The following is a 19497-nucleotide window of genomic DNA, read 5'->3' as shown; positions in this document are numbered from 1 at the left end:
GTTCGCCCCTGGGATGCATGATGGGCTCATATCCGCAACGTTAGCCGGTCCCGGCAAGGTCGCGTACTCAAGGAAGGGGGCACCTCCGTGGCAACGGGCAAGGTTCGCCCTCGGCGTAGCAAGGCTCCGGTCGTCGCCGTCACCGGCGCGGCCTCCGGAGCGGGTCGGCTGCTGGCCGCCCGGCTCGCCGAACGGGAAGACATCCGCAAGGTCGTCGCCATCGACGGGCACCGCGGCGACGTGACCGGCGCCACGTGGCGCGTCGTCGACATCCGCGACCCGCTGCTGTCCAACCGGCTCTCCGACGTGGACGTGATCGTCAACCTGGACGTCGAGCACTCCCCGGACGCCGGCGGGAAGGAGCGCCGCACCCACAACGTGCGCGGCGCCCAGACGGTCGTCACCGCCGCCGCGGCGGCCCGCGTCCGCCGGGTGGTGCTGGTCACCAGCGCCATGGTCTACGGCGCCGGGCCCGGGAACGAGGTGCCGCTGCCCGAGGACGCGCCGCTGCTCGCCGAGGCCGACGTCAGCATCGCCGGCGACCACCTGGAGATCGAGGAGCTGGCCGCCACCGCGCCGCTCACCCACCCCGGGCTGGAGATCACCGTCGTCCGGCCCGCCGCCCTCGCCGGGCCCGGCGTGGACACCGTGGTCACCCGGCACTTCGAGGCGCCCCGGCTGCTGTCGGTGAAGGGCAGCACGCCCGGCTGGCAGTTCTGCCACATCGAGGACCTCGCCTCCGCGCTGGAGGTCGTCGTGGCCGAGGACCTCGCCGGGCCGGTCGCGGTCGGCTGCGAGGGCTGGCTCGGCCCCGAGGAGGTCGCCGAGATCACCGGCAAGCGCAGCTTCGAGCTGCCCGCCGCGCTGACCTTCGGGATGGCGCAGCGGCTGCACCGCCTCGGCATGACCCCGGCGCCCGCCACCGACCTGCACTACGTCGCCTACCCGTGGGTGGTCGACTGCGCCCGGCTGCGCGCCGCGGGCTGGAAGCCCGCCTACGACAACGCCGCCGCGCTGCGCGCGGTGCTGGAGGAGACCGCCGGGCGGCACGCCGTCGTCGGCCGCCGCGTCGGCGGCAAGGAGGCCACGATGGCGACCGCGGCCGGAGCGACCGTCGCCGCCATCGGCGCCGCCGCCGCGATCCGCCGCGCCCGCAAGCGCCGCCGCTGAACCGCCGCTGAACCGCCGGGGAGGCCGCCGCCGGGCCGGTGCACGGCCCGGCGGCGACGTCAGCCCGCCGACGCCCCGGCGGGCCCCGGCGGCGAGGCGGTGGGCGACGGCGAGGACGCCGCGGCGGTCTTCGGCTTCGCCTGGTTGCCGGCGGTCCGCTGGGCGGCCGTCAGCTGCTCCTGCGCCTCCTTGATCCGCTTCCAGGCGTTGCCCATGCCGGGGTAGTCGCCCTTCTTCTGCGCCGTCTCGTAGTCGGTCACGGCCTTCTGCAGCTCGTTGATCGCCTGCTGCTCCTGCGGCGTCAGCCGGCCGCCCTGCCCCGGCTCCGATCCCGTCACCGCCGGCGCCCCCGGCCCGCCGAGCACCTGCTTCAGCGCGTCCTCGAACGTGGCGGCCGCCGCGACCTGGTTGCCGTACCGCACCAGCACCTTGCCGAGCAGCGGGTACGGCTGCTGTTCCTTGCCTCCGGACGCCTTGGTGTACATCGGCTCCACGTACAGCAGGCTCCCGCCGAACGGAATCGTCAGCAGGTTGCCCGCGACGGTCTTCGTCCCGCCCTGTCTCAGCGCGAACAGGTCGTTCTTCACCTGCGAGTCCGTCTCGAACGAGTTCTGCACCTGCCCCGGACCGGGCGGCTGCGCGTTCCGCGGCATCTGCAGGATCCGGATCTGCCCGTAGTACGGGCTCGACGGGTCGGAGTCGACGGCCATGAACGCGGCGAGCTGCGGGTTGTCGCGCGGGTTGAACACCGTCGTGAGCGAGAAGGCCGTCGAGCCCTCGAACGGCGAGGGCATCTTCACGCTCTGGTAGTACGGCGGCTGCAGCTTGCCCTTGGTCGTCGGGTCCTGCGGCACCTCCCAGAACCCCTCGCCGTTGTAGAACGCGGACGGGTCCGTCACGTGGTACTTGGTCAGGATCTTCCGCTGCACCTTGAACAGGTCCTGCGGGTAGCGGAAGTGCGCCTCCAGCTCCTGGGGAATCGACGCCCGCTTGTCGACCGTGCCCGGGAACACCTTCATCCACGTCTTGAGGATCGGGTCCTCGGTGTCCCACTGGTACAGGTGGACGGCGCCGCTGTAGGCGTCCACCGTGGCCTTCACCGAGTTCCGCAGGTAATTGATGTGGTCGTCGGCCTGCCGCGCCACCGACGAGCGGGTGTCGGTGATGGTGTCGCGGGTCGCCTGCCCGAGGCTCGTCTCCTCCGAGTACGGGTAGCCGCCGGACGTGGTGTAACCGTCCACGATCCACACGATGCGGCCCTGCACCACCGCCGGGTACGGGTCGCCGTCCAGCGTCAGCCACGGCGCCGCCTTCTGCACCCGCTCCCGCGGCGACCGGTCGTAGAGGATCTTCGCGTTCTTCTTGATCGCGCCGGACAGCAGCAGGTTCTTGTCCTGGAACCGCGCCGAGTACAGCAGCTTGTGGAAGAACGAGTCGATCGGGACGCCGCCGTCCCCCTCGTAGGTGTTGCTCTGCTGCCCGTCGGGGCTGTTGTCGGGGTAGTCCAGCTCCTGCTGGCCCTTCCCCCCGACCACCGAGTAGCGCGGCGACCGCTCCCCGAAGTAGATCTCCGGCTTGGTCACCTGGATCTGCCGGGCGGACGAGGCGGGCATGTCGCGGGTGATGAAGGCCGGGTTCCCGCCCTGCGCCATCTGGTCGCCGTACGCCGACACGAACCCGTAGCCGTGCGTGTAGACCATCCGGTCCTTCACCCAGCTGCGCTGCCCCGACGGCGCGCCCGACAGCTCCCGCAAAGCCACGACCGTGTCGGTGGTCCTGCCGTCCACCGGGTAGCGGTCGACGTCCAGGGTGTCGGGGAACTTGTAGAACGGCCGGACCCGCTGCAACTGCTCGAACGTCGGACCCACCACGTTCGGGTCCAGGACCCGCACGCCGCCGAGCCCGTCCGCCTCGTCCTGCAGCTTCCCGGCGTCCTTCTCCGGCTGCGACCCGTACGGCACGACCTGCGCGTCCTTCACCCCGTAGGCCCGCCGGGTGAAGTCGATGTTGCGCTCGATGTACCTGCGCTCCTTGGCCAGCTCGTCCGGCTTCACCTGGAACTGCTGGATCAGCAGCGGATACACCCCGCCCAGCAGGATCGCCGACAGCACCAGCAGCGTGAAGCCCACGCCCGGCAGCATCATGCCGCGCCGCAGCAGGTTGCTGAAGAACATCACCGCGCACAACAGCGCGATGACCGCCAGAATCGTCTTGGCTGGCAGCAGCGCGTTCACGTCGCCATAGGACGCGCCCGTCGCCACCCCCCGCTCCGAATGGACGAGCCCGTACCGGTCCAGCCAGTACGCGACCGCCTTCAGCAGCACGAAAAGCCCCACCAGCACCGACAGATGGGCGCGCGCCGGCGGGCTCGCCTTGTCGCCCGGCCCCTGGAGCCGCAGACCGCCGTACAGGTAATGCACCATCACGGCGGCGAGGAACGACAGGATCACCGTCGCGAACACCACGCCCAGCACCAGCCGCAGGAACGGATAGGTGAAGACGTAGAACGACACGTCCTTATGGAACTGCGGGTCCTTCACATGGAACGGCGTCCGGTTCAGGAACGCCAGCCACACCTGCCACCGGCCCGCCACCGACGACCCGGTCAGCACGCCCAGCAGCGTCAGCAGCCCGGCCGACACCAGCCGGCGGCGCGGATCGATCACCGACCGGTACCGCTCCAGCCCCTGCTGCTCCACCGACAGCGGCCGGTACGCCGGCCGCAGCCGGTACGCCACCACCACGTTCGCGCCCACGACCAGCGACATCAGCAGGCCCGAGCCGAAGAACAGCACGGCCTCGGCGCGCAGTTGCGTCGTGTAGACCTCCGAGAAGCCCACCGAGCGGTACCACAGCAGATTCGTGTAGACCGCGGTGAAGACCAGGAAAGCGACCAGCAGGAACGCCAGCCCCACCAGGGCCGGCAACATCAGCCGGGTGCGCCCGGCGCCGAACCGGCGCCCGGTACCGGCAGTCCGGAAGGCCAATTGCCCCTCCGATCGAGATCGCCCCCCACCGGCCGCCGGCCGGTGCTGTGTAAGGCAACTTACCGACTACCGCCGGGGTTCCCGCATTTCCCGGCCCCCGGACGGGGAAAGATGGGGCCCGTGAGTCTTCTGGAAGAAGTCGTGCTGGACCTCGAACGCCACTCGGCGCAGGAGGGCTGGGACACCGCGCCCCGCCTCTACGCCCTCGTCCGCAGCACCGAACTGCGCCGCGCCGAGCCCGAACTCGCCGACCAGCTCGGCCTGCCCCCCGACACCGAGACCCTCGCCGCCCTCGAGCAGCCCGCCCTGCCGGAGAAGGCCGGCGTCGAGGACGCCCTCGCCGCCATCGCCTGGCCCGACACCGTCGAGGGCTGCGCCCTCGTGATCGAACGGGTCGTGCTGCCGCCGGACGCCGAGGAGGAGATCCCCGAGGACGAGGCGGAGGCCGCCGCGTACGCCGCGAACCATCCCGGGCGCGAGGACGTCCGCATGATCGTCGGCGTGCTGCGGGACGGCGCCCGGCACTCCGCGCTCCGGCTGCGCCGGCACGACGCCGACGACGAGGTCCTCGCCGGGCCCGACCTCGTCCCCGCCCTCGCCGAGGCCCTCGCCGCCACCTTCGAGCCGGACGAGCCCGTCCCCGCGCACTAGCCGCGGCGCGCGGGGAAGGTAGCCTGCGGAACGTGAGCGAAGACAGCGCCGCCGCCGGGAACGTCATCCGGCTCGCCGAGATCCGCGACACCCCGCTGTCGGTCGACGAGGTGTTCGGCGCCGTCGGCGACCCCGCCGCCGGCGGCGTCGCGCTGTTCGTCGGGACCGTCCGCGACCACGACCACGCCCGCGACGTCAGCGCCCTGTCCTACAGCGCCCACCCCACCGTGCGGCGCGAACTCCGCGCCGTCATGGAGAAGGTCGCCGCCGACCTCCCCGTCCGCGCCCTCGCCGCCGTCCACCGCGTCGGCGACCTGGAGATCGGCGACCTCGCCGTCGTCGTCGCCGCGTCCTGCCCCCACCGCGCCGAGGCGTTCGAGGCGTGCCGCCGCCTCATCGACGACCTCAAGGCGCAGGTCCCCATCTGGAAGCACCAGACCTTCGCCGACGGCGGAGACGAGTGGGTCGGGGCCTGCTGAAGCCCCGCGGGCGCATAGAGTTCCGACCATGTCTCGTCGTGCCGCCACGCTCACCGTCGCGAGCGTCCTCGTCCTCGCGCTGGCCCTCGTCGGGTCCCTCATGCCGGTGCCGTACATCGCGCTGATGCCCGGCCCGACGAGCAACACCCTCGGCACCAACGAGAAGGGCCAGCCGGTCATCGTCATCGACGGCCGCAAGACCTACCCCGACGAGGGGCACCTCAACTTCACCACCGTCACCTACCGCGGCGGCCCCGGCGGGCGCATCGACCTGTTCACCGCCCTGCGCGGCTGGTTCGACCACGACACCGCGATCGTCCCCGAGGAGCTCTACTTCCCCAAGGACGAGAGCCAGAAGCAGGTCGACCAGGAGAACACCCGGCAGATGCAGGACTCCCAGCAGAGCGCCAAGGCCGCCGCCCTGCACGAGCTCGGCGTCCCGCTGCAGACCCAGGTGATCGTCCAGGGCGTCCAGAAGGGCCGCCCCGCCGACGGAAAGCTGCAGCCCGGCGACCAGGTCACCGCCCTCGACGGCGCCAAGGTCACCAGCACCGCCCAGGTCACCGGCGCCATGGCCAAACGCAAGATCGGCGACAAGGTCGCCCTGACCGTCCAGCGCGGCGGCAAGGAGAGCACCCAGGCCTTCACCACCGTCGCCGACCCCACCGGCAAGCGCGCCGTCGTCGGCGTCGTCCTCGGCGACCAGTACAAGTTCCCCTTCAAGATCGACATCAGCGTCGGCGACATCGGCGGCCCCAGCGCCGGCCTCATGTTCGCCCTCGCCATCTACGACAAGCTCACCCCCGGCCCCCTCAGCGCCGGCAAGTTCATCGCCGGCACCGGCGAGATCGACCCGAACGGCCAGGTCAGCCCCATCGGCGGCATCCAGCAGAAGATGGTCGCCGCCCGCCGCGCCGGCGCCACCGTCTTCCTCACCCCCCAGAAGAACTGCTCCGAAGCCCTCGGCGCCCGCCCCGACGGCCTCCGCCTCGTCCGCGCCGATACCCTGCACTCCGCCGTCCAGGCCCTCAACGCCATCACCACCGGCAAAGGCACCGTCCCCGCCTGCACCAAGTGACCCCTCCGGGCCCGGTTTGCGCAAGCAACCCCCGCCCCATAGGCTTGAGTCATCACCGCGGGGTGGAGCAGTTCGGTAGCTCGCTGGGCTCATAACCCAGAGGTCGCAGGTTCAAATCCTGCCCCCGCTACGGGTCCTAGGGTCCTCCTGGTCGCAGGCTTCGCCTGCTTCCCGGGAGGGCCCTTCGCCGTTTTCGGGGGGGCGACCCCCCGGGCCCCCCGATGTGGGGGCTCCGCCCCCACGCCCCCTTGTTGGTGCGGGTTGTTGCTCTGCGCCCTGTTTTTGGGGCTTCGCCCCTTGCCCCCATTGGGGCTTCGCCCCCACGCTCCCGGCGCACGCTTTGGGGCTTCGCCCCTTGCCTCGCTTGGGCTTCGCCCTTTGCTGTTCCTTGGGGGTTTGCTGTTGGTGCAGGTCAGCTGGGGTTTCGCCTGTCGGGCGTGGTTGTATGGCGATTATGGTTCGGAGCCGCATGTGGGGGCGGGAGGCGGACGCTCCTGTTCCGGCGATCGGGGTGCTCAGCGCCGAGGGCGTCATGGTCGGCTGGTCGAAGATGGCCGAGGAGCTCCTCGGCTACCGGTCCGAGGAGATCCTCGGACGGCCGGGCACCGACCTGCGGATGGAACGGGACCGCGCGGAGCGGATCTGGACGTGGCGGGGCGGGCAGGGCGACGAGGACCACCGGGTCGGGATGCTGGACCTTCGCCACCGGGACGGTACGCAGATCGTCACGCGCTCCGAGCGGATCCGCATCGACACCCCGGGCGGCGCGCCCGCCTGGGTGATCGCGGCGATACCCGCCGCGGCCTTCACCATCGGCACCTCGGTGCTGGAGCCGCTGCTCGCCGCCGCCCCCGTCGTGATGGTCGCCTGGGACACCGACCTGCGGTCGGCCTGGCGCAACGAGCGGGCGCAGCGGCTGGAGGGCGTGTTCCCCTACTTCCAGGTCGGCCGGCCCCTGCCCGAGGACGGCTCCGTGGCCCCACCGGAACTGGTCCGCACGGTGCTCGCCGATGGCGAGCCCGTGCTGGACCGCGAGGTGCGCTGGTCGCGGGACGGCGAGGAACGCACCTTCTCCACCTTCCTGTTCCGGGTGGACGGCCTCGACGCACGCCATCTCGGCGTCTGCCTGACGGCCATCGACATCACCTACAGCAGGGCCCGCGAACGCCTGGCGCTGCTGCGGCGGGCCAGCGTCGAGATCGGCACCACCCTCGACGTCCAGCAGACCGCGCAGGAACTCTCCGACCTGGCCGTGCCGCGCCTGGCCGACTACGTCAGCGTCGACCTCACCGAAGCGGTCATGCCGGGGCCCCGGCCCCTGGAGCGTCTGGGGCCGATGGAGACGGGCTTCCCGGTGTTCCGCCGGGCCGCCCTCACCTCGGTGCAGGGCGGGGTCCCCGACGCGCTGTGGCCGCAGGGCCAGCCGGTGTACGTGCCGCCCTCGTCCCCGCTCAGCGCGGTCCTGGAATCCGGCACCTCGTACTTCGAGCCCGTGGTGCACATCTCGCCCGGGACCTGGCTCGACGACGACCCGCACCGCGCCCACGTCGTGCGCACGATGGGCATGCACACGCTGATGATGGTCCCGCTGAAGGCGCGCGGCAGGCTCCTCGGGGTCGCCACCTTCATCCGTACCGTCGACGAGACGCCCTTCACCAGGGACGACCTGCTGCTCGCCGAGGAGCTCGCCGCCCGGGCCGCGCTGAGCCTGGACAACGCGCGCCAGTACACCGTCGAGCACGACGCGGCCCTCGCCCTGCAGCGGCAACTGCTGCCGCGGAAGCTGTGCGGCGGTGACGCCATCGACCTGGCCTCGCGTTACCTGCCCTCGGACGTTCACCAGGGCGTGGGCGGGGACTGGTACGACACCATCCCGCTGGAGGACTCCCGCATCGCGCTGGTCGTGGGCGATGTGACCGGGCACGGCATCAACGCCGCCGCGAGCATGGGGCGCCTGCGCACCGCCATGCGCACGCTCGCCTACCTCGGCCTCCCGCCGGACGAGCTGCTCAGCCGCCTCGACGAGCTGTACGCCCGGCAGGACGAGGAGGAAGACCGCAGCGCGCTGTCCCCGATCGCCGCCACCTGCCTGTACGTCCTCTACGACCCGGCCACGCGGCGCTGCGTCATGGCCTCGGCCGGGCATCTGCCGCCGGCGGTCGTCCGGCCCGGCGGCGAGGCCGCCTTCCCCGACCTTCCGACCGGCACGCCGATCGGGCTCGGGCTGGGCTCGCACCGGTCCGTCGAGTTCGAACTCGAAGGGGGGACCCTGCTGGCCCTCTACACCGACGGGCTGATCGAGCGCCGCGAGTCCGACCTCGGGGAGGGCATGCGGCGCCTGAGCGCCGCACTGGCCGGCGGCGGCGCGTCGCTGGACGGCCTCTGCACGAGCGTGATCGACACCATGGTGACCGAGCGCGCCGAGGACGACGTGACACTGCTGCTGGCCCGCACCCGGCCACTATGATCCAGATCACTTGAGCAGGTGGTTCGTCCGGAAATGGTGGTGTCTCATGTCCTCGTCGGTGGCGCGTGCCCGGCAGCACTCCTATGGCGATCTGCTGCATCGGACGGCTCGGCGGTATCCGGGGAAGCTCGCGGTGGTCGACGGGGAGCGGCGGTTCACGTACGCGGAGTTCGACGCGGCGGTGAACCGGGCGGCGAACGCGCTGGCGGGGCGGGGGCTGGGGAAGGGCGACCGGCTCGCTCTTCTGTCGCACAACTGCTGGCAGTACGCGGTGCTGGCGTTCGCGACGGCGAAGCTGGGCGTCGTGCTGGTGCCGGTCAACTTCATGCTGGGCGCCGATGAGATCGCCTACATCCTCGGGCATTCGGGCGCGTCCGGGATCGTGGCCGAGGGCGCGCTGGTGCCCGTGGCGGAGAAGGCGCTGGCGGCGGCCGGTGTCGAGGGCGGGGTGCGGGGGCGGATCGGCGGGGCGTCCGAAGGGTGGGAGGACGTCGACGGGTGGTGCCGGGACGGTTCCGCCGCGGCGCCGGACGTGCTGGTCGGGGACGACGATCCGCTGCGGCTGATGTACACGTCGGGGACCGAGTCGCGGCCCAAGGGCGTGATGCTGACCAGCCGGTCGCTGATCAGCCAGTATGTGAGCTGCATCGTCGACGGGGAGATGTCCGCCGATGACGTCGAGGTGCACGCGCTGCCGATGTACCACTGCGCGCAGCTCGACTGCTTCTTCTCGGTGGACGTGTATCTGGGCGCGACCAGCGTGATCCTGCCGGGGCCCGACCCGGCGGTGCTGCTGGAGACGATCGAGCGGGAGAAGGCCACGAAGCTGTTCTGCCCGCCGACCGTGTGGATCTCGCTGCTGCGGCATCCCGACTTCGACCGGCGGGACCTGTCCAGCCTGCGGAAGGGGTACTACGGGGCGTCCGCGATGCCGGTGGAGGTGCTGCGGGAGCTGCTGCGACGGCTGCCGGACGTGCGGTTGTGGAACTTCTACGGGCAGACGGAGATGGCGCCGCTCGCGACGATCCTGCGTCCGGACGAGCAGTTGGAGCGGGCCGGCAGTGCGGGGCGGGCGGCCGTCAACGTGGAGACGATGCTCGTCGACGACGACGGGAATCCGGTGCCGGCGGGTGAGGTCGGCGAGATCGTGCATCGCAGCCCGCACGCGGCGCTGGGGTACTACAACGACGAGGGCAAGACCGAGGAGGCGTTCCGGGGCGGGTGGTTCCACTCGGGCGACCTCGGGGTCATGACCGAGGACGGCTACCTGTCCGTGGTCGACCGCAAGAAGGACATGATCAAGACGGGCGGGGAGAACGTCGCCAGCCGGGAGGTCGAGGAGGCGATCTACGAGCTGGACGGCGTCGCGGAGGTCGCCGTTTTCGGCATCGGCCATCCGCGCTGGATCGAGGCCGTCACGGCGGTCGTCGTGCCGAGGCCAGGGGCCGCCCTGAGCGTCGACGACGTGCACGCGCATGTGCGGGACCGGCTCGCGGGGTACAAGCGGCCGAAGTACGTGGTGCTGGCGGAGTCGCTGCCGAAGAACCCGAGCGGAAAGATCCTCAAGCGGGAGCTGCGGAGCCTGCACGCTCGTCTCGCCGAGTCCTGATCAGGTCTCGGCGTTGCGCTCCTGGCCGACGTAGGGGGCGAGGGTGAGGGCCAGGTGGAGGGTGAGGCGGTCCTGGCCGTCGGCCAGGGTCAGGGCCGTCAGTTCCTCGATGCGGCGGAGGCGGTGGTAGAGGGTCTGCCGGTGGATGTTGAGGGCCTCGGCGGTCTTCTGGACGTTGCCCGCCCGGTCCAGGTAGGTGCGGGCGGTGCGGGCCAGGTCGGGGTGGTCGAGGAGGCGCTCGGTCCCCGGGGTCCGGGTCGTCTGGACGAGCGCCTCGTCGCCGGCGGCGCGCAGGAGGCGCAGGACGCCCAGGGACGTCCAGTCGCGGGTCTCGCCGGCGGCGGCGGTGCGGGCGGCGACGCGGGCGCGCAGCCAGCCCTCGTGGACGGTCTCCAGGGTCGGGCAGGGGGAGAAGAAGCCCGCGTGGACGGGGCCGGTGCGCTCCTCCAGGAGGCGGCGGGCGCGGTCGACGATGGCGTGCGGGGCCGCCGACGCCGGGATCACCAGGACGTGGTCGCGCTGCCAGACCGTGGCGAGGACGGAGTGGGGGAGCAGCCACGGGTTGAGCGGGTCGGTGCTCGGGGTGCGCAGGACCGCGACGGCCAGCGGCGGGTCCGGGACGCCGGCCTCGGCGAGCTCGTTGGCGGCCTGGGCGCGGACGTCGGGCTGGGCGGACAGGAGGTCGGCGACCTTCCAGCCGAGGTCGTCGCGTTCGCGGGCCTGGCGGGCCATGAGGAGGCCGGCGCGCTCGCAGAGGGGCATGGCGCGGGCGGCGTCGGTGATGCGCTCCTGGTCGTCCAGCAGCCAGAGGTAGCCGTAGGTGACGTTGTTCCAGCGGACGGGCAGGCAGAGCCGGCCGAGCTGGCCGAGCGCGTGGTCGGCGGGGATGCGGACGGGCCCGGTGGCGCGGGCGATGCCGTGGGACTCGAAGCGGGTGCGGACGGCCTCGGTCGCGCGGCGGTGCAGGATCGAGTCCATCCGGACGGGGTCGATCGTGTCGCCGTGCGCGGCGTAGGCGACGAGGTGGAAGTCGCGGTCCTCCAGGGTCGCCGGGGCGCCGAGGAGGTCGGCGGCGAGTTCCACGATCTCTTGCAGGTCAGGGGCCATGTGACATCTGTATGAAGAGGGAGTCGAATGAAAGTGGCATTTGACTATACGAGATGACGGGCTCCGGCTCCTAACGTGCGAGGTGACCGACTTCGTAGGAGGCCCTCATGCTCAGCCCCCTTCTGCTTGCCGCCGCGCGCAGCGACCGGACGCGCGGCCTGGTGACCTCCGTGCCGTTGACGCGGCGGGTCGTCGACCGGTTCGTCGCCGGGGAGGACCTGGACGCGGCCGTCCGGGCGGTGCGGGAGCTGACCGGCGACGGGCTCCGGGTCACGCTGGACCACCTGGGCGAGTACACGCGCGAGCGGGCGCAGGCCGAGGCCACGCGGGACGCCTACCTGGCGATGTTCGACGCGTTCGCCGAGCGGGGCCTGGCGGACGGCGCGGACGCGTCGGTGAAGCTGTCGGCGCTCGGGCAGGCGCTGCCCGGCGATCTCGCCCTGGACCACGCCCGGGAGATCTGCTCGGCGGCCGACCGGGCGGGCATGACGGTCACCCTGGACATGGAGGACCACACCACCGTCGATTCCACGCTGGAGGTCCTCGGCAAGCTGCGGGCCGACTTCCCGCGGACCGGTGTCGCGATCCAGGCGATGCTGCGCCGGACGGAGGGCGACCTGCGCGACCTGGCGCACGAGGGGTCGCGGGTCCGGCTCGTCAAGGGCGCCTACGCGGAACCCGCGTCGGTGGCGTTCGAGAGCAGGGCCGAGATCGACCGCGCCTACGTGCGGGGCCTGCGGGTGCTCATGACCGGGGACGGCTACCCGATGGTCGGCAGCCATGACCCGCGGCTGATCGACATCGCGCGGACGCTGGCGATCACGAATGACCGGTCGCCCGATTCCTACGAGTTCCAGATGCTGTACGGCATCCGTGCCGGTGAGCAGCGGCGGCTCGCGCAGGACCACCGGATGCGCGTCTACGTGCCGTACGGGAGCGACTGGTACGGCTACTTCATGCGCCGCCTGGCCGAACGGCCCGCCAACCTCGTCTTCTTTCTCCGTTCGTTCGTCTCTCACTAGGAGGCCCCTTCCATGGACGCCGTGACCACCGTTCCGACGCCCGCGAACGAGCCGGTGCGCGGGTACGCGCCCGGCAGCGCCGAGCGGGCCCGGCTGGAGGCGAAGCTGGCGGAGCTGGCCGCCGCGGCCCCCGCCGACCTGCCCATGACGATCGGCGGCGAGCGGCGGCTGGGCGCGGGCGCGAAGGTCGCCGTGGTGCAGCCGCACAGGCACGCGTCGGTGCTCGGGACGTTCGGGACCGCGACGGCCGGCGACGCCCGCGACGCGATCGGCGCCGCGCTCGAGGCCGCTCCGGCGTGGCGGGCGCTGCCGTTCGACGAGCGCGCCGCGGTCTTCCTGCGCGCCGCCGACCTGCTCGCCGGGCCGTGGCGGGAGACGATCCTCGCCGCGACGATGCTCGGGCAGTCCAAGACCGTCCAGCAGGCGGAGATCGACAGCCCGTGCGAGCTGGTCGACTTCTGGCGGTTCAACGTGAGCTACGCGCGGCGGCTGCTCGCCGAGCAGCCGGTCAGCAGCCCCGGCGTGTGGAACCGGTCGGACCTGCGGCCGCTGGAGGGGTTCGTCTACGCGATCACCCCGTTCAACTTCACCGCGATCGCCGCGAACCTGCCGACCGCGCCCGCGCTGATGGGCAACGTCGTGGTGTGGAAGCCGTCGCCGACGCAGACCTACGCGGCCGTGCTGACCATGCGGCTGCTGGAGGAGGCCGGACTCCCGCCGGGCGTCATCAACCTGGTGACCGGGGACGGCCTGGCCGTGTCGGAGGTGGCGCTCGCGCATCCGGAGCTCGCCGGCATCCACTTCACCGGTTCGACCGCGACGTTCCAGCACCTGTGGAAGACGGTCGGGAGCAACATCGAGAAGTTCCGGAGCTATCCGCGGCTCGTCGGCGAGACGGGCGGCAAGGACTTCGTCGTCGCCCACCCGTCCGCCGACCCGGACGTGCTGAAGACCGTCCTGGTGCGCGGCGCGTTCGAGTACCAGGGGCAGAAGTGCTCCGCCGCGTCGCGCGCCTACGTCCCGCGCTCCATCTGGGAGAACGGGTTCAAGGAGCGGCTCGTGGACGAGGTGGAGGGCCTCACCATGGGTGACGTGTCCGACCTGTCCAACTTCATCGGCGCGGTGATCGACGAGCGGGCGTTCGCGAAGAACAAGGCGGCGATCGACCGGGCGAAGCAGGACCCGTCGGTCGCGGTCGTCGCGGGCGGCACCTGCGACGACTCGGTCGGGTACTTCGTGCGGCCGACCGTCCTGGTGTCGGACGACCCCGAGAACGAGATCTTCCGGACGGAGTACTTCGGGCCGATCCTCGGCGTCCACGTCTATGACGACGACCGGTACGAGGAGATGCTCGCGCAGATGGAGTCGGTCGCCGACTACGCGCTGACCGGCGCCGTCGTCGCCACCGACCGGGCCGCGATCGCGCACGCCTCCGAGGTGCTCCGGTACGCCGCCGGCAACTTCTACGTCAACGACAAGCCGACCGGCGCCGTCGTCGGGCAGCAGCCGTTCGGCGGGGCCCGCGCGTCCGGCACCAACGACAAGGCCGGCTCGGTGTTCAACCTGCTGCGCTGGACGTCCCCGCGCTCGATCAAGGAGACGTTCGTGCCGCCGACCGATTACCGGTACCCGCACATGGGCTGACGCCGTCCTGCGGCGTGGCGCCCGCGGCCGGGATCCCGCTCCCGACCGCGGGCGTCAGGCGTCCCGTCCCCCGGCCGGCGCGCGAGTCAAATGGACAACAGCGTTCGTCTGAACGCATAATCGGCTCGTGAGCGCGAAGGCCGCCGGGAGGCGGGCATGACGGACGGGCCCCGGCTCGCCGCCGGAACGGAACTCGACGGCCGGTACCGGCTGGAGAGCCTGATCGGCCGCGGCGGCATGGGCGAGGTCTGGCGCGCCGTCGACGCCCGGCTGCGCCGCCCGGTCGCCGTCAAGGCGCTGCCCGCCGAACTCGTGGACGTGCCGGGCGCGATGGACCGCTTCGAGCGGGAGGCGGAGGCCGCCGCCGCGCTCCAGCATCCCGGCATCACCGTCGTGTTCGACGTCGGACGCACCGGCGACGGCCTCGCCTACCTGGTGATGGAGCTCCTCGAAGGCGAGGACCTCCGCACGATCGTGCGCCGGCACCCCGGCGGGCTGCCGGTGGCCGAGGCCGTCGCCCTCGCCGTCCAGCTCGCCGACGCCCTCGCCGCCGCGCACTCGCGCGGGATCGTGCACCGCGACATCAAGCCCGCGAACCTGTTCGTCCTCGCCGACGGGCGCCTCAAGCTGTGCGACTTCGGCATCGCCGGCCTCGCCGACGCCGCGACGCGGCTCACCCAGGACGGCGGGTCCGTCGGCACCCCCCTCTACATGGCGCCCGAGCAGTTCCGCGGGGAGGCCGCCGACTTCCGGTCCGACCTCTACGCCTTCGGGTGCGTCCTGCACGAGCTCCTGACCGGTGCGCCCCCCTTCCGCTCGGGCTCCGGACTGCCCGGCCTGCTGTACGCGCACCTGAACGAGCCGCCGCCGCGCGTGGGCGCCGTCCGCCCGGACGTGCCGCCGCAGCTGGAGCGGCTCCTCCTCGACCTGCTCGCGAAGTCGATGGAACAGCGTCCGGCGAGCGCCGCCGCCGTCGCGTCCTACCTGCGGGCCACCGGGCACGGCCCGATGACCCCGCCGCCTCCCGTGGTCCCGCCGCCCGCCGGTCCGCCCCCGCTGGGGTTCGCGCACCTGGGCCCGGCGACGAACCCGGGAACGGCGGTCCTGCCCGGACGGCCGCGCGGGGGCCGGCCGTCCGCGCGGGTGCTGGTCCCGGCGGGTGCGGCGCTCGCCGTCGCCGCCATCGTGGTCGCCGCCGTCGCGCTCGCCGTCCTCAGCGGCCCCCCGGACGGCGGTGGGGTGAGCGCCGGGAGCGGCCGGTCGTCCCCGGTCGCCACCGCCCTGACGACCTCCGCGTCCCCGTCCCCGACCGAACCGGCGGTCCACAAGATCGTCTACAAGGTGACGGGGAGCGTGTCGCCCCTGTCGGTCATGATCTTCCCGCCGGACGGCGGCATGACCCGGGAGTCGGTGAAGCCGCCGTGGAGCAAGAAGTACGAGGCCACGCGCTTCACCTTCCTGAGCATCGGCGGGAACACCGGGATCGAGGCCGGGACCGTCCACTGCAGCATCTCCGTGGACGGCAAGGTCATCCAGGAACGCTCCGCCAAGGGGCAGTTCGCCAGCGTGAGCTGCCTCTTCCAGGCGCCCTTCGGCTGGACCGGCGACCCCTCGCCCGCGCCGTCGGCCGGGTGAGCGGCCCGCCCTCGCTTATCCGAGCCCGGTCGCCGGGAGGGAGATCCAACCCCGCGTGAACGGGGACGCGATGCGCCGGGCGTTCGCCCGGTCCACGCCCACATGCGGATGGGCCCTCAGCAGCTCCTCCAGGGCGACGCGCGCCTGGAGCTTCGCCAGGTGCGAGCCGATGCAGAAATGGACGCCGCTGGAGAAGCCCAGGTGGCGCGGGATCTCCCGGGTGACGTCCAGCGCGCCGGCGGTCGGGCCGAACTCCCGCTCGTCCCGGTTCGCGGCCCCGAACAGCATCATCACCTTCTGCCCTGCGGGGATCTCGGTGCCCCGGACCGTGACCGGGCGCGTCGTCGTCCGCCCGAGGGCCTGCACGGACGCCTCCAGCCGCAGGAACTCCAGCAGCGCGTTCGGGATCAGCGAGAAGTCGGCCGCGAGCCGCTCGCGCTGCGCGTGGTCGGTGTCCAGCAGCGCGACCCCGTGCGAGATCAGGTTGGCGGTGGTGTCGTTGCCGCCCGCGACCATCACGAAGCAGAACCCGAGGATGTCCCAGTCGGTGAGGCGCTCGCCGTCCGCCTCGGCCACCGTCAGCGCGCTGATCAGGTCGTCGGACGGGTCGTCCCGGCGAGCCTGGATCACGCCGGTGAAGTACTCGAACATCTCCCCGACGGCGGCGACCGCGTCGTCCTTCAACGCCTTCAGGTCGAACCCGTCGTCCTGGAGCGTCGTCAGCGCCCGCACCCACGGGGTGAACCGCGCCCGGTCCTCCTCCGGGACGCCCAGCAGGTGCGCCAGCGCGAACGTCGGAAGCGGCGCGGAGAAGTCGCCGTGCAGGTCGGGGATCTCGCCGTCGGCCGCCTTCCGCTCCATCCGGGCGATGTTCTCCCGGACGAACGCGCGCAGCATCTCCTCCAGCGCCGCGATCCGGCGCGGCGTGAACCCGTGGCTCACCAGCCTGCGCAGGACGGTGTGGCGCGGCGGATCCAGCATCACGATCGTCGGCGCCAGGCCCAGCGTGCCGATCTCGTCCGGATAGAACGTCAGGCCCTGCGCGGACGAGAACGTCTCCGCGTCGCGCGTCGCCGCCCAGATGTCCTCGAACCGCGACAGCGCCCAGAACGGCGGGCCGTCGTGCCGGTGGACGGGATCGTCGTCGCGCAGCCGCCGGTACGCGGGGTACGGGTCGGCCTGGAATCCGGGATCGAACGGGTCGTAGACGTCGTCCATGGCGCGGCCCTCCGAGGGTTATAACGAGCACCGTTATTAACGCCCCCTGTTAGTATCATCGCGTGCCGAGAGACGCAAGCGCCACCCGAAACCGCCTCATCCGCGCCGGCGCCCGCCTCTTCGCCGCCGAAGGCATCGACGCCGCCCGCACCCGCGACATCGTTGCCCTCGCCGGACAGGGCAACGACTCCGCCATCACCTACCACTTCGGCTCCCGCGCAGGCCTCCTCCAAGCCATCCTCCGCGCCGGCGTCGACCGCATGGAACCCGCCCGCGCCGCCTCCCTCCCCACCCTCGACCCCGCCGACCTGCACGCCGTCGTCGCCGCCATCGTCGAACCCACCACCGCCGAACTCCGCACCCCCGAAGGCCGCGACTTCCTGCGCATCACCGCCCAGCTCGCCGGCCGCGCCGGCATCCGCGGCCACCGCGTCCCGCCCCTCCTCGCCGGTACCGCCCTCACCCGCCAGCTCGACCTCCTCCAGACCGCCTGCCGCGCCCGCCTCCCCGAACCCCTCGCCCTCGAGCGCATCGCCGTCGCCATCGCCTTCCTCACCGCCGCCCTCGCCGACCGCACCGGCCGCATCGAACCCGGCCACCCCGACCCCACCCTCCTCGACCACGACACCTTCACCGCCGACCTCACCGCCATGCTCACCGCCGCCCTCCAAGCCCCCGTTCACGCCACCGCCACGCCCCCGCCCTAACCGGTTTGCGCAAGCACCCACCGCCCCATAGAGTTAAGACATCACCGCGGGGTGGAGCAGTTCGGTAGCTCGCTGGGCTCATAACCCAGAGGTCGCAGGTTCAAATCCTGCCCCCGCTACGGGTCCTAGGGTCCTCCTGGTCGCAGGCTTCGCCTGCTCCCCGGAGGGCCCTTCGCCGTTTTCGGGGGGCGACCCCCCGGGCCCCCCGATGTGGGGGCTCCGCCCCCACGCCCCCTTGTCGGTGCGGGTTGTTGCTCTGCGCCCTGTTTTGGGGCTTCGCCCCTTGCCCCCTGCTCGGGCTTCGCCCTTCGCCTCACGCTCGGGCCTCACGCTCGGGCTTCGCCCTTCGCGCTTCTGCATGTATTCCTGTTGCGCAGCTTGAGTGACCAGTTCGTTAGAGGGGAACTCGCAAGGTTTTCTTCTGTGGGCGTTGCTCTGATCGCCGTCCACGTGCGCGAAAGTGCGGCCGTCGGCGAAAGGGAGTGCATGACGTCGACCGCCGCCTGGCGAGAGGGGCGCGGGCGGCTGTACCCGGGGGTCGCCGGCGTTGTCACGTTGGGGATCTGCATGCGCGACGAGTCGGTGAGCGTGGTGGTCGGGCATTCCGGCGTCGGCGGCATCCGTGAGTTCACGGACCGCATCGACGCCGTCCACATGCTGTATTGCCTAGTGACGGAGTTGGGCACCAGCGAGGTGGTCACGCGTGCGCCCTCGGCGGTCGCGGTGGCGGGGGTAGCCGTGCTGGGCAAGCGTCTGTACTCGGCGCGGGCAGGGCTGTACGGGGGGCTGCTCTACGGCATGCTGCCGATCACCAGCCGGTATGGCCCTCGCGGCGGTCACCCCCGGCTCGCCTTGTACACCCGGCACCGGTGACCTGGTTAGTTGGTTGGTTTGCGGGCCACGGCGCTTGCGCCTAGGCCGGCCAGTTCCTCGATGGGGGCCGCTTCCTGAGGGGCCAGGTCGGGCCTCCACAGGTACGGGTCCACAAGGCCGGGGTCCAGGAGTTCGAAATCGCCGAACAGGGCGGTGATCTCGTCTTTGCCGCGCAGGGTGCCCAGGCCCATCGCGCCCTGGTACGCCTCGGCCACCTCGCGCAGCGCCGGGAGGACGTGGCTGATCGTCAGGAAGCTGCCGGGCGCCAGGCGGTCGCGGAGGCTCGCCAGCAGGTCGGCGGGGGCGGGATCGGGCAGGAAGTGGAACAGGGCCAGCGCGCTGACGGCGACGGGTCGGCTGAAGTCCAGCGTCCGGGCCGCCTGCTGCATGATGCGGTCGATGTCGACGACGTCGGAGTCCACGTAGTCGGTGGAGCCCTCCGGGCGGCTGGTCAGCAGCGCGCGGGCGTGGACGAGGACGATCGGGTCGTTGTCGACGTACACCACCCGGGACTCGGGAGCGACGCCCTGGGCGACCTCGTGCAGGTTCGGCGAGGTCGGCAGGCCGGTGCCGAGGTCGAGGAACTGGTGGACCCCGTAGTCGCGCGTGAGCACGCCGACGGAGCGGGCCAGGAACCTGCGGTTGGCCTGGGCCAGCGGCCGCAACTGCGGGCAGAGGCTCAGGATCTTGCGGCCGAACTCGCGGTCGGCCCCGAAATGGTCCTTGCCGCCGAGGTAGAAGTCGTACACCCGGGCGGGATGCGGCACGTCCGTGCGCAGGTCCACGGGAGGTGAGGTGTCGGTCATGAGGGCTTCTTCCTAAAGGGTCCGCCACGACCGTTTCATCCTTC

General features: G+C 72.0%; 15 protein-coding genes and 2 tRNA genes. 13 read left to right on the top strand and 4 right to left on the bottom strand.

Features of this window, described 5'->3' with window-relative positions; genetic code table 11:
* Nucleotides 1–87: 87 nt before the first annotated feature.
* The gene (locus tag ACA514_RS10615) at nucleotides 88–1170 is read left to right on the top strand and encodes an NAD-dependent epimerase/dehydratase family protein (RefSeq protein WP_375040880.1); all 1083 of its coding nucleotides are present in this window, start codon (nucleotides 88–90) and stop codon (nucleotides 1168–1170) included.
* 59 nt (nucleotides 1171–1229) lie between these two features.
* On the opposite strand, the gene ACA514_RS10610 is transcribed toward ACA514_RS10615, so the two are convergent.
* Complete coding sequence (locus tag ACA514_RS10610; protein WP_375040879.1) at nucleotides 1230–4157, bottom strand: UPF0182 family protein; 2928 nt, start codon at nucleotides 4155–4157, stop codon at nucleotides 1230–1232.
* A gap of 120 nt (nucleotides 4158–4277) precedes the next feature.
* Between ACA514_RS10610 and ACA514_RS10605 the strand changes: the two genes are divergently transcribed.
* The 6 genes from ACA514_RS10605 to ACA514_RS10580 all read left to right on the top strand — a co-directional run bounded on the left by ACA514_RS10605 (nucleotide 4278) and on the right by ACA514_RS10580 (nucleotide 10441).
* The gene (locus ACA514_RS10605) at nucleotides 4278–4808 is read left to right on the top strand and encodes a PPA1309 family protein (RefSeq protein WP_375040878.1); all 531 of its coding nucleotides are present in this window, start codon (nucleotides 4278–4280) and stop codon (nucleotides 4806–4808) included.
* Nucleotides 4809–4840: 32 nt separating this feature from the next.
* Nucleotides 4841–5287 carry a molybdenum cofactor biosynthesis protein MoaE gene (locus tag ACA514_RS10600; RefSeq protein ID WP_375040877.1) on the top strand — a complete coding sequence of 149 codons (447 nt, stop codon included), beginning with the start codon at nucleotides 4841–4843 and terminating at the stop codon, nucleotides 5285–5287.
* 28 nt (nucleotides 5288–5315) lie between these two features.
* Complete coding sequence (locus ACA514_RS10595) at nucleotides 5316–6365, top strand: PDZ domain-containing protein (RefSeq protein ID WP_375040876.1); 1050 nt, start codon at nucleotides 5316–5318, stop codon at nucleotides 6363–6365.
* A gap of 56 nt (nucleotides 6366–6421) precedes the next feature.
* A tRNA-Met gene (locus ACA514_RS10590) sits at nucleotides 6422–6495 on the top strand.
* 339 nt (nucleotides 6496–6834) lie between these two features.
* Nucleotides 6835–8832: a SpoIIE family protein phosphatase gene (locus ACA514_RS10585; protein WP_375040875.1), complete on the top strand. Its 1998-nt coding sequence runs from the start codon at nucleotides 6835–6837 to the stop codon at nucleotides 8830–8832.
* A 46-nt stretch (nucleotides 8833–8878) separates the two neighbouring features.
* A complete protein-coding gene (locus tag ACA514_RS10580) occupies nucleotides 8879–10441 on the top strand; it encodes an acyl-CoA synthetase (protein ID WP_375040874.1) in 1563 nt (520 codons plus the stop codon).
* Here the strand turns inward: ACA514_RS10580 and ACA514_RS10575 are convergent, their stop codons facing one another.
* Nucleotides 10442–11548 carry a PucR family transcriptional regulator gene (locus tag ACA514_RS10575; RefSeq protein WP_375040873.1) on the bottom strand — a complete coding sequence of 369 codons (1107 nt, stop codon included), beginning with the start codon at nucleotides 11546–11548 and terminating at the stop codon, nucleotides 10442–10444.
* A 107-nt stretch (nucleotides 11549–11655) separates the two neighbouring features.
* On the opposite strand from ACA514_RS10575, the gene ACA514_RS10570 reads away from it, so the two are divergent.
* The 3 genes from ACA514_RS10570 to ACA514_RS10560 all read left to right on the top strand — a co-directional run bounded on the left by ACA514_RS10570 (nucleotide 11656) and on the right by ACA514_RS10560 (nucleotide 15849).
* Complete coding sequence (locus ACA514_RS10570) at nucleotides 11656–12570, top strand: proline dehydrogenase family protein (protein WP_375040872.1); 915 nt, start codon at nucleotides 11656–11658, stop codon at nucleotides 12568–12570.
* 12 nt (nucleotides 12571–12582) lie between these two features.
* Complete coding sequence (gene pruA, locus ACA514_RS10565) at nucleotides 12583–14214, top strand: L-glutamate gamma-semialdehyde dehydrogenase (protein WP_375040871.1); 1632 nt, start codon at nucleotides 12583–12585, stop codon at nucleotides 14212–14214.
* A 156-nt stretch (nucleotides 14215–14370) separates the two neighbouring features.
* Nucleotides 14371–15849, top strand: coding sequence for a serine/threonine-protein kinase (locus ACA514_RS10560; protein WP_375040870.1), 1479 nt, complete (start codon nucleotides 14371–14373; stop codon nucleotides 15847–15849).
* A 15-nt stretch (nucleotides 15850–15864) separates the two neighbouring features.
* On the opposite strand, the gene ACA514_RS10555 is transcribed toward ACA514_RS10560, so the two are convergent.
* The gene (locus ACA514_RS10555) at nucleotides 15865–17067 is read right to left on the bottom strand and encodes a cytochrome P450 (protein ID WP_375040869.1); all 1203 of its coding nucleotides are present in this window, start codon (nucleotides 17065–17067) and stop codon (nucleotides 15865–15867) included.
* Between the two features lie 62 nt (nucleotides 17068–17129).
* Between ACA514_RS10555 and ACA514_RS10550 the strand changes: the two genes are divergently transcribed.
* The 3 genes from ACA514_RS10550 (at nucleotide 17130) to ACA514_RS10540 (ending at nucleotide 18647) form a co-directional block, all read left to right on the top strand.
* Nucleotides 17130–17774: a TetR/AcrR family transcriptional regulator gene (locus ACA514_RS10550; RefSeq protein WP_375040868.1), complete on the top strand. Its 645-nt coding sequence runs from the start codon at nucleotides 17130–17132 to the stop codon at nucleotides 17772–17774.
* Between the two features lie 45 nt (nucleotides 17775–17819).
* Nucleotides 17820–17893, top strand: a tRNA-Met gene (locus ACA514_RS10545).
* 304 nt (nucleotides 17894–18197) lie between these two features.
* Complete coding sequence (locus ACA514_RS10540) at nucleotides 18198–18647, top strand: hypothetical protein (protein WP_375040867.1); 450 nt, start codon at nucleotides 18198–18200, stop codon at nucleotides 18645–18647.
* 5 nt (nucleotides 18648–18652) lie between these two features.
* Here ACA514_RS10540 and ACA514_RS10535 read toward each other — a convergent pair whose 3' ends face one another.
* A complete protein-coding gene (locus ACA514_RS10535; RefSeq protein WP_375040866.1) occupies nucleotides 18653–19453 on the bottom strand; it encodes an SAM-dependent methyltransferase in 801 nt (266 codons plus the stop codon).
* Nucleotides 19454–19497: the final 44 nt, after the last annotated feature.

This window comes from Actinomadura sp. NTSP31 (assembly GCF_041951385.1).
Classification (GTDB): domain Bacteria; phylum Actinomycetota; class Actinomycetes; order Streptosporangiales; family Streptosporangiaceae; genus Spirillospora; species Spirillospora napierensis.
The sequence above is the reverse complement of the archived record's forward strand: the minus strand, read 5'-3'. Positions and strand labels throughout refer to the sequence as shown.

Bases quoted from the DNA above. Each gene is read 5' to 3' on its own strand.
- ACA514_RS10585 (WP_375040875.1), top strand. From the start codon at position 6,835: ATGTGGGGGCGGGAGGCGGACGCTCCTGTTCCGGCGATCGGGGTGCTC.
- ACA514_RS10560 (WP_375040870.1), top strand. From the start codon at position 14,371: ATGACGGACGGGCCCCGGCTCGCCGCCGGAACGGAACTCGACGGCCGG.
- pruA (WP_375040871.1), top strand. From the start codon at position 12,583: ATGGACGCCGTGACCACCGTTCCGACGCCCGCGAACGAGCCGGTGCGC.
- ACA514_RS10570 (WP_375040872.1), top strand. From the start codon at position 11,656: ATGCTCAGCCCCCTTCTGCTTGCCGCCGCGCGCAGCGACCGGACGCGC.
- ACA514_RS10555 (WP_375040869.1), bottom strand. From the start codon at position 17,067: ATGGACGACGTCTACGACCCGTTCGATCCCGGATTCCAGGCCGACCCG.
- ACA514_RS10535 (WP_375040866.1), bottom strand. From the start codon at position 19,453: ATGACCGACACCTCACCTCCCGTGGACCTGCGCACGGACGTGCCGCAT.
- ACA514_RS10595 (WP_375040876.1), top strand. From the start codon at position 5,316: ATGTCTCGTCGTGCCGCCACGCTCACCGTCGCGAGCGTCCTCGTCCTC.
- ACA514_RS10575 (WP_375040873.1), bottom strand. From the start codon at position 11,548: ATGGCCCCTGACCTGCAAGAGATCGTGGAACTCGCCGCCGACCTCCTC.
- ACA514_RS10580 (WP_375040874.1), top strand. From the start codon at position 8,879: ATGTCCTCGTCGGTGGCGCGTGCCCGGCAGCACTCCTATGGCGATCTG.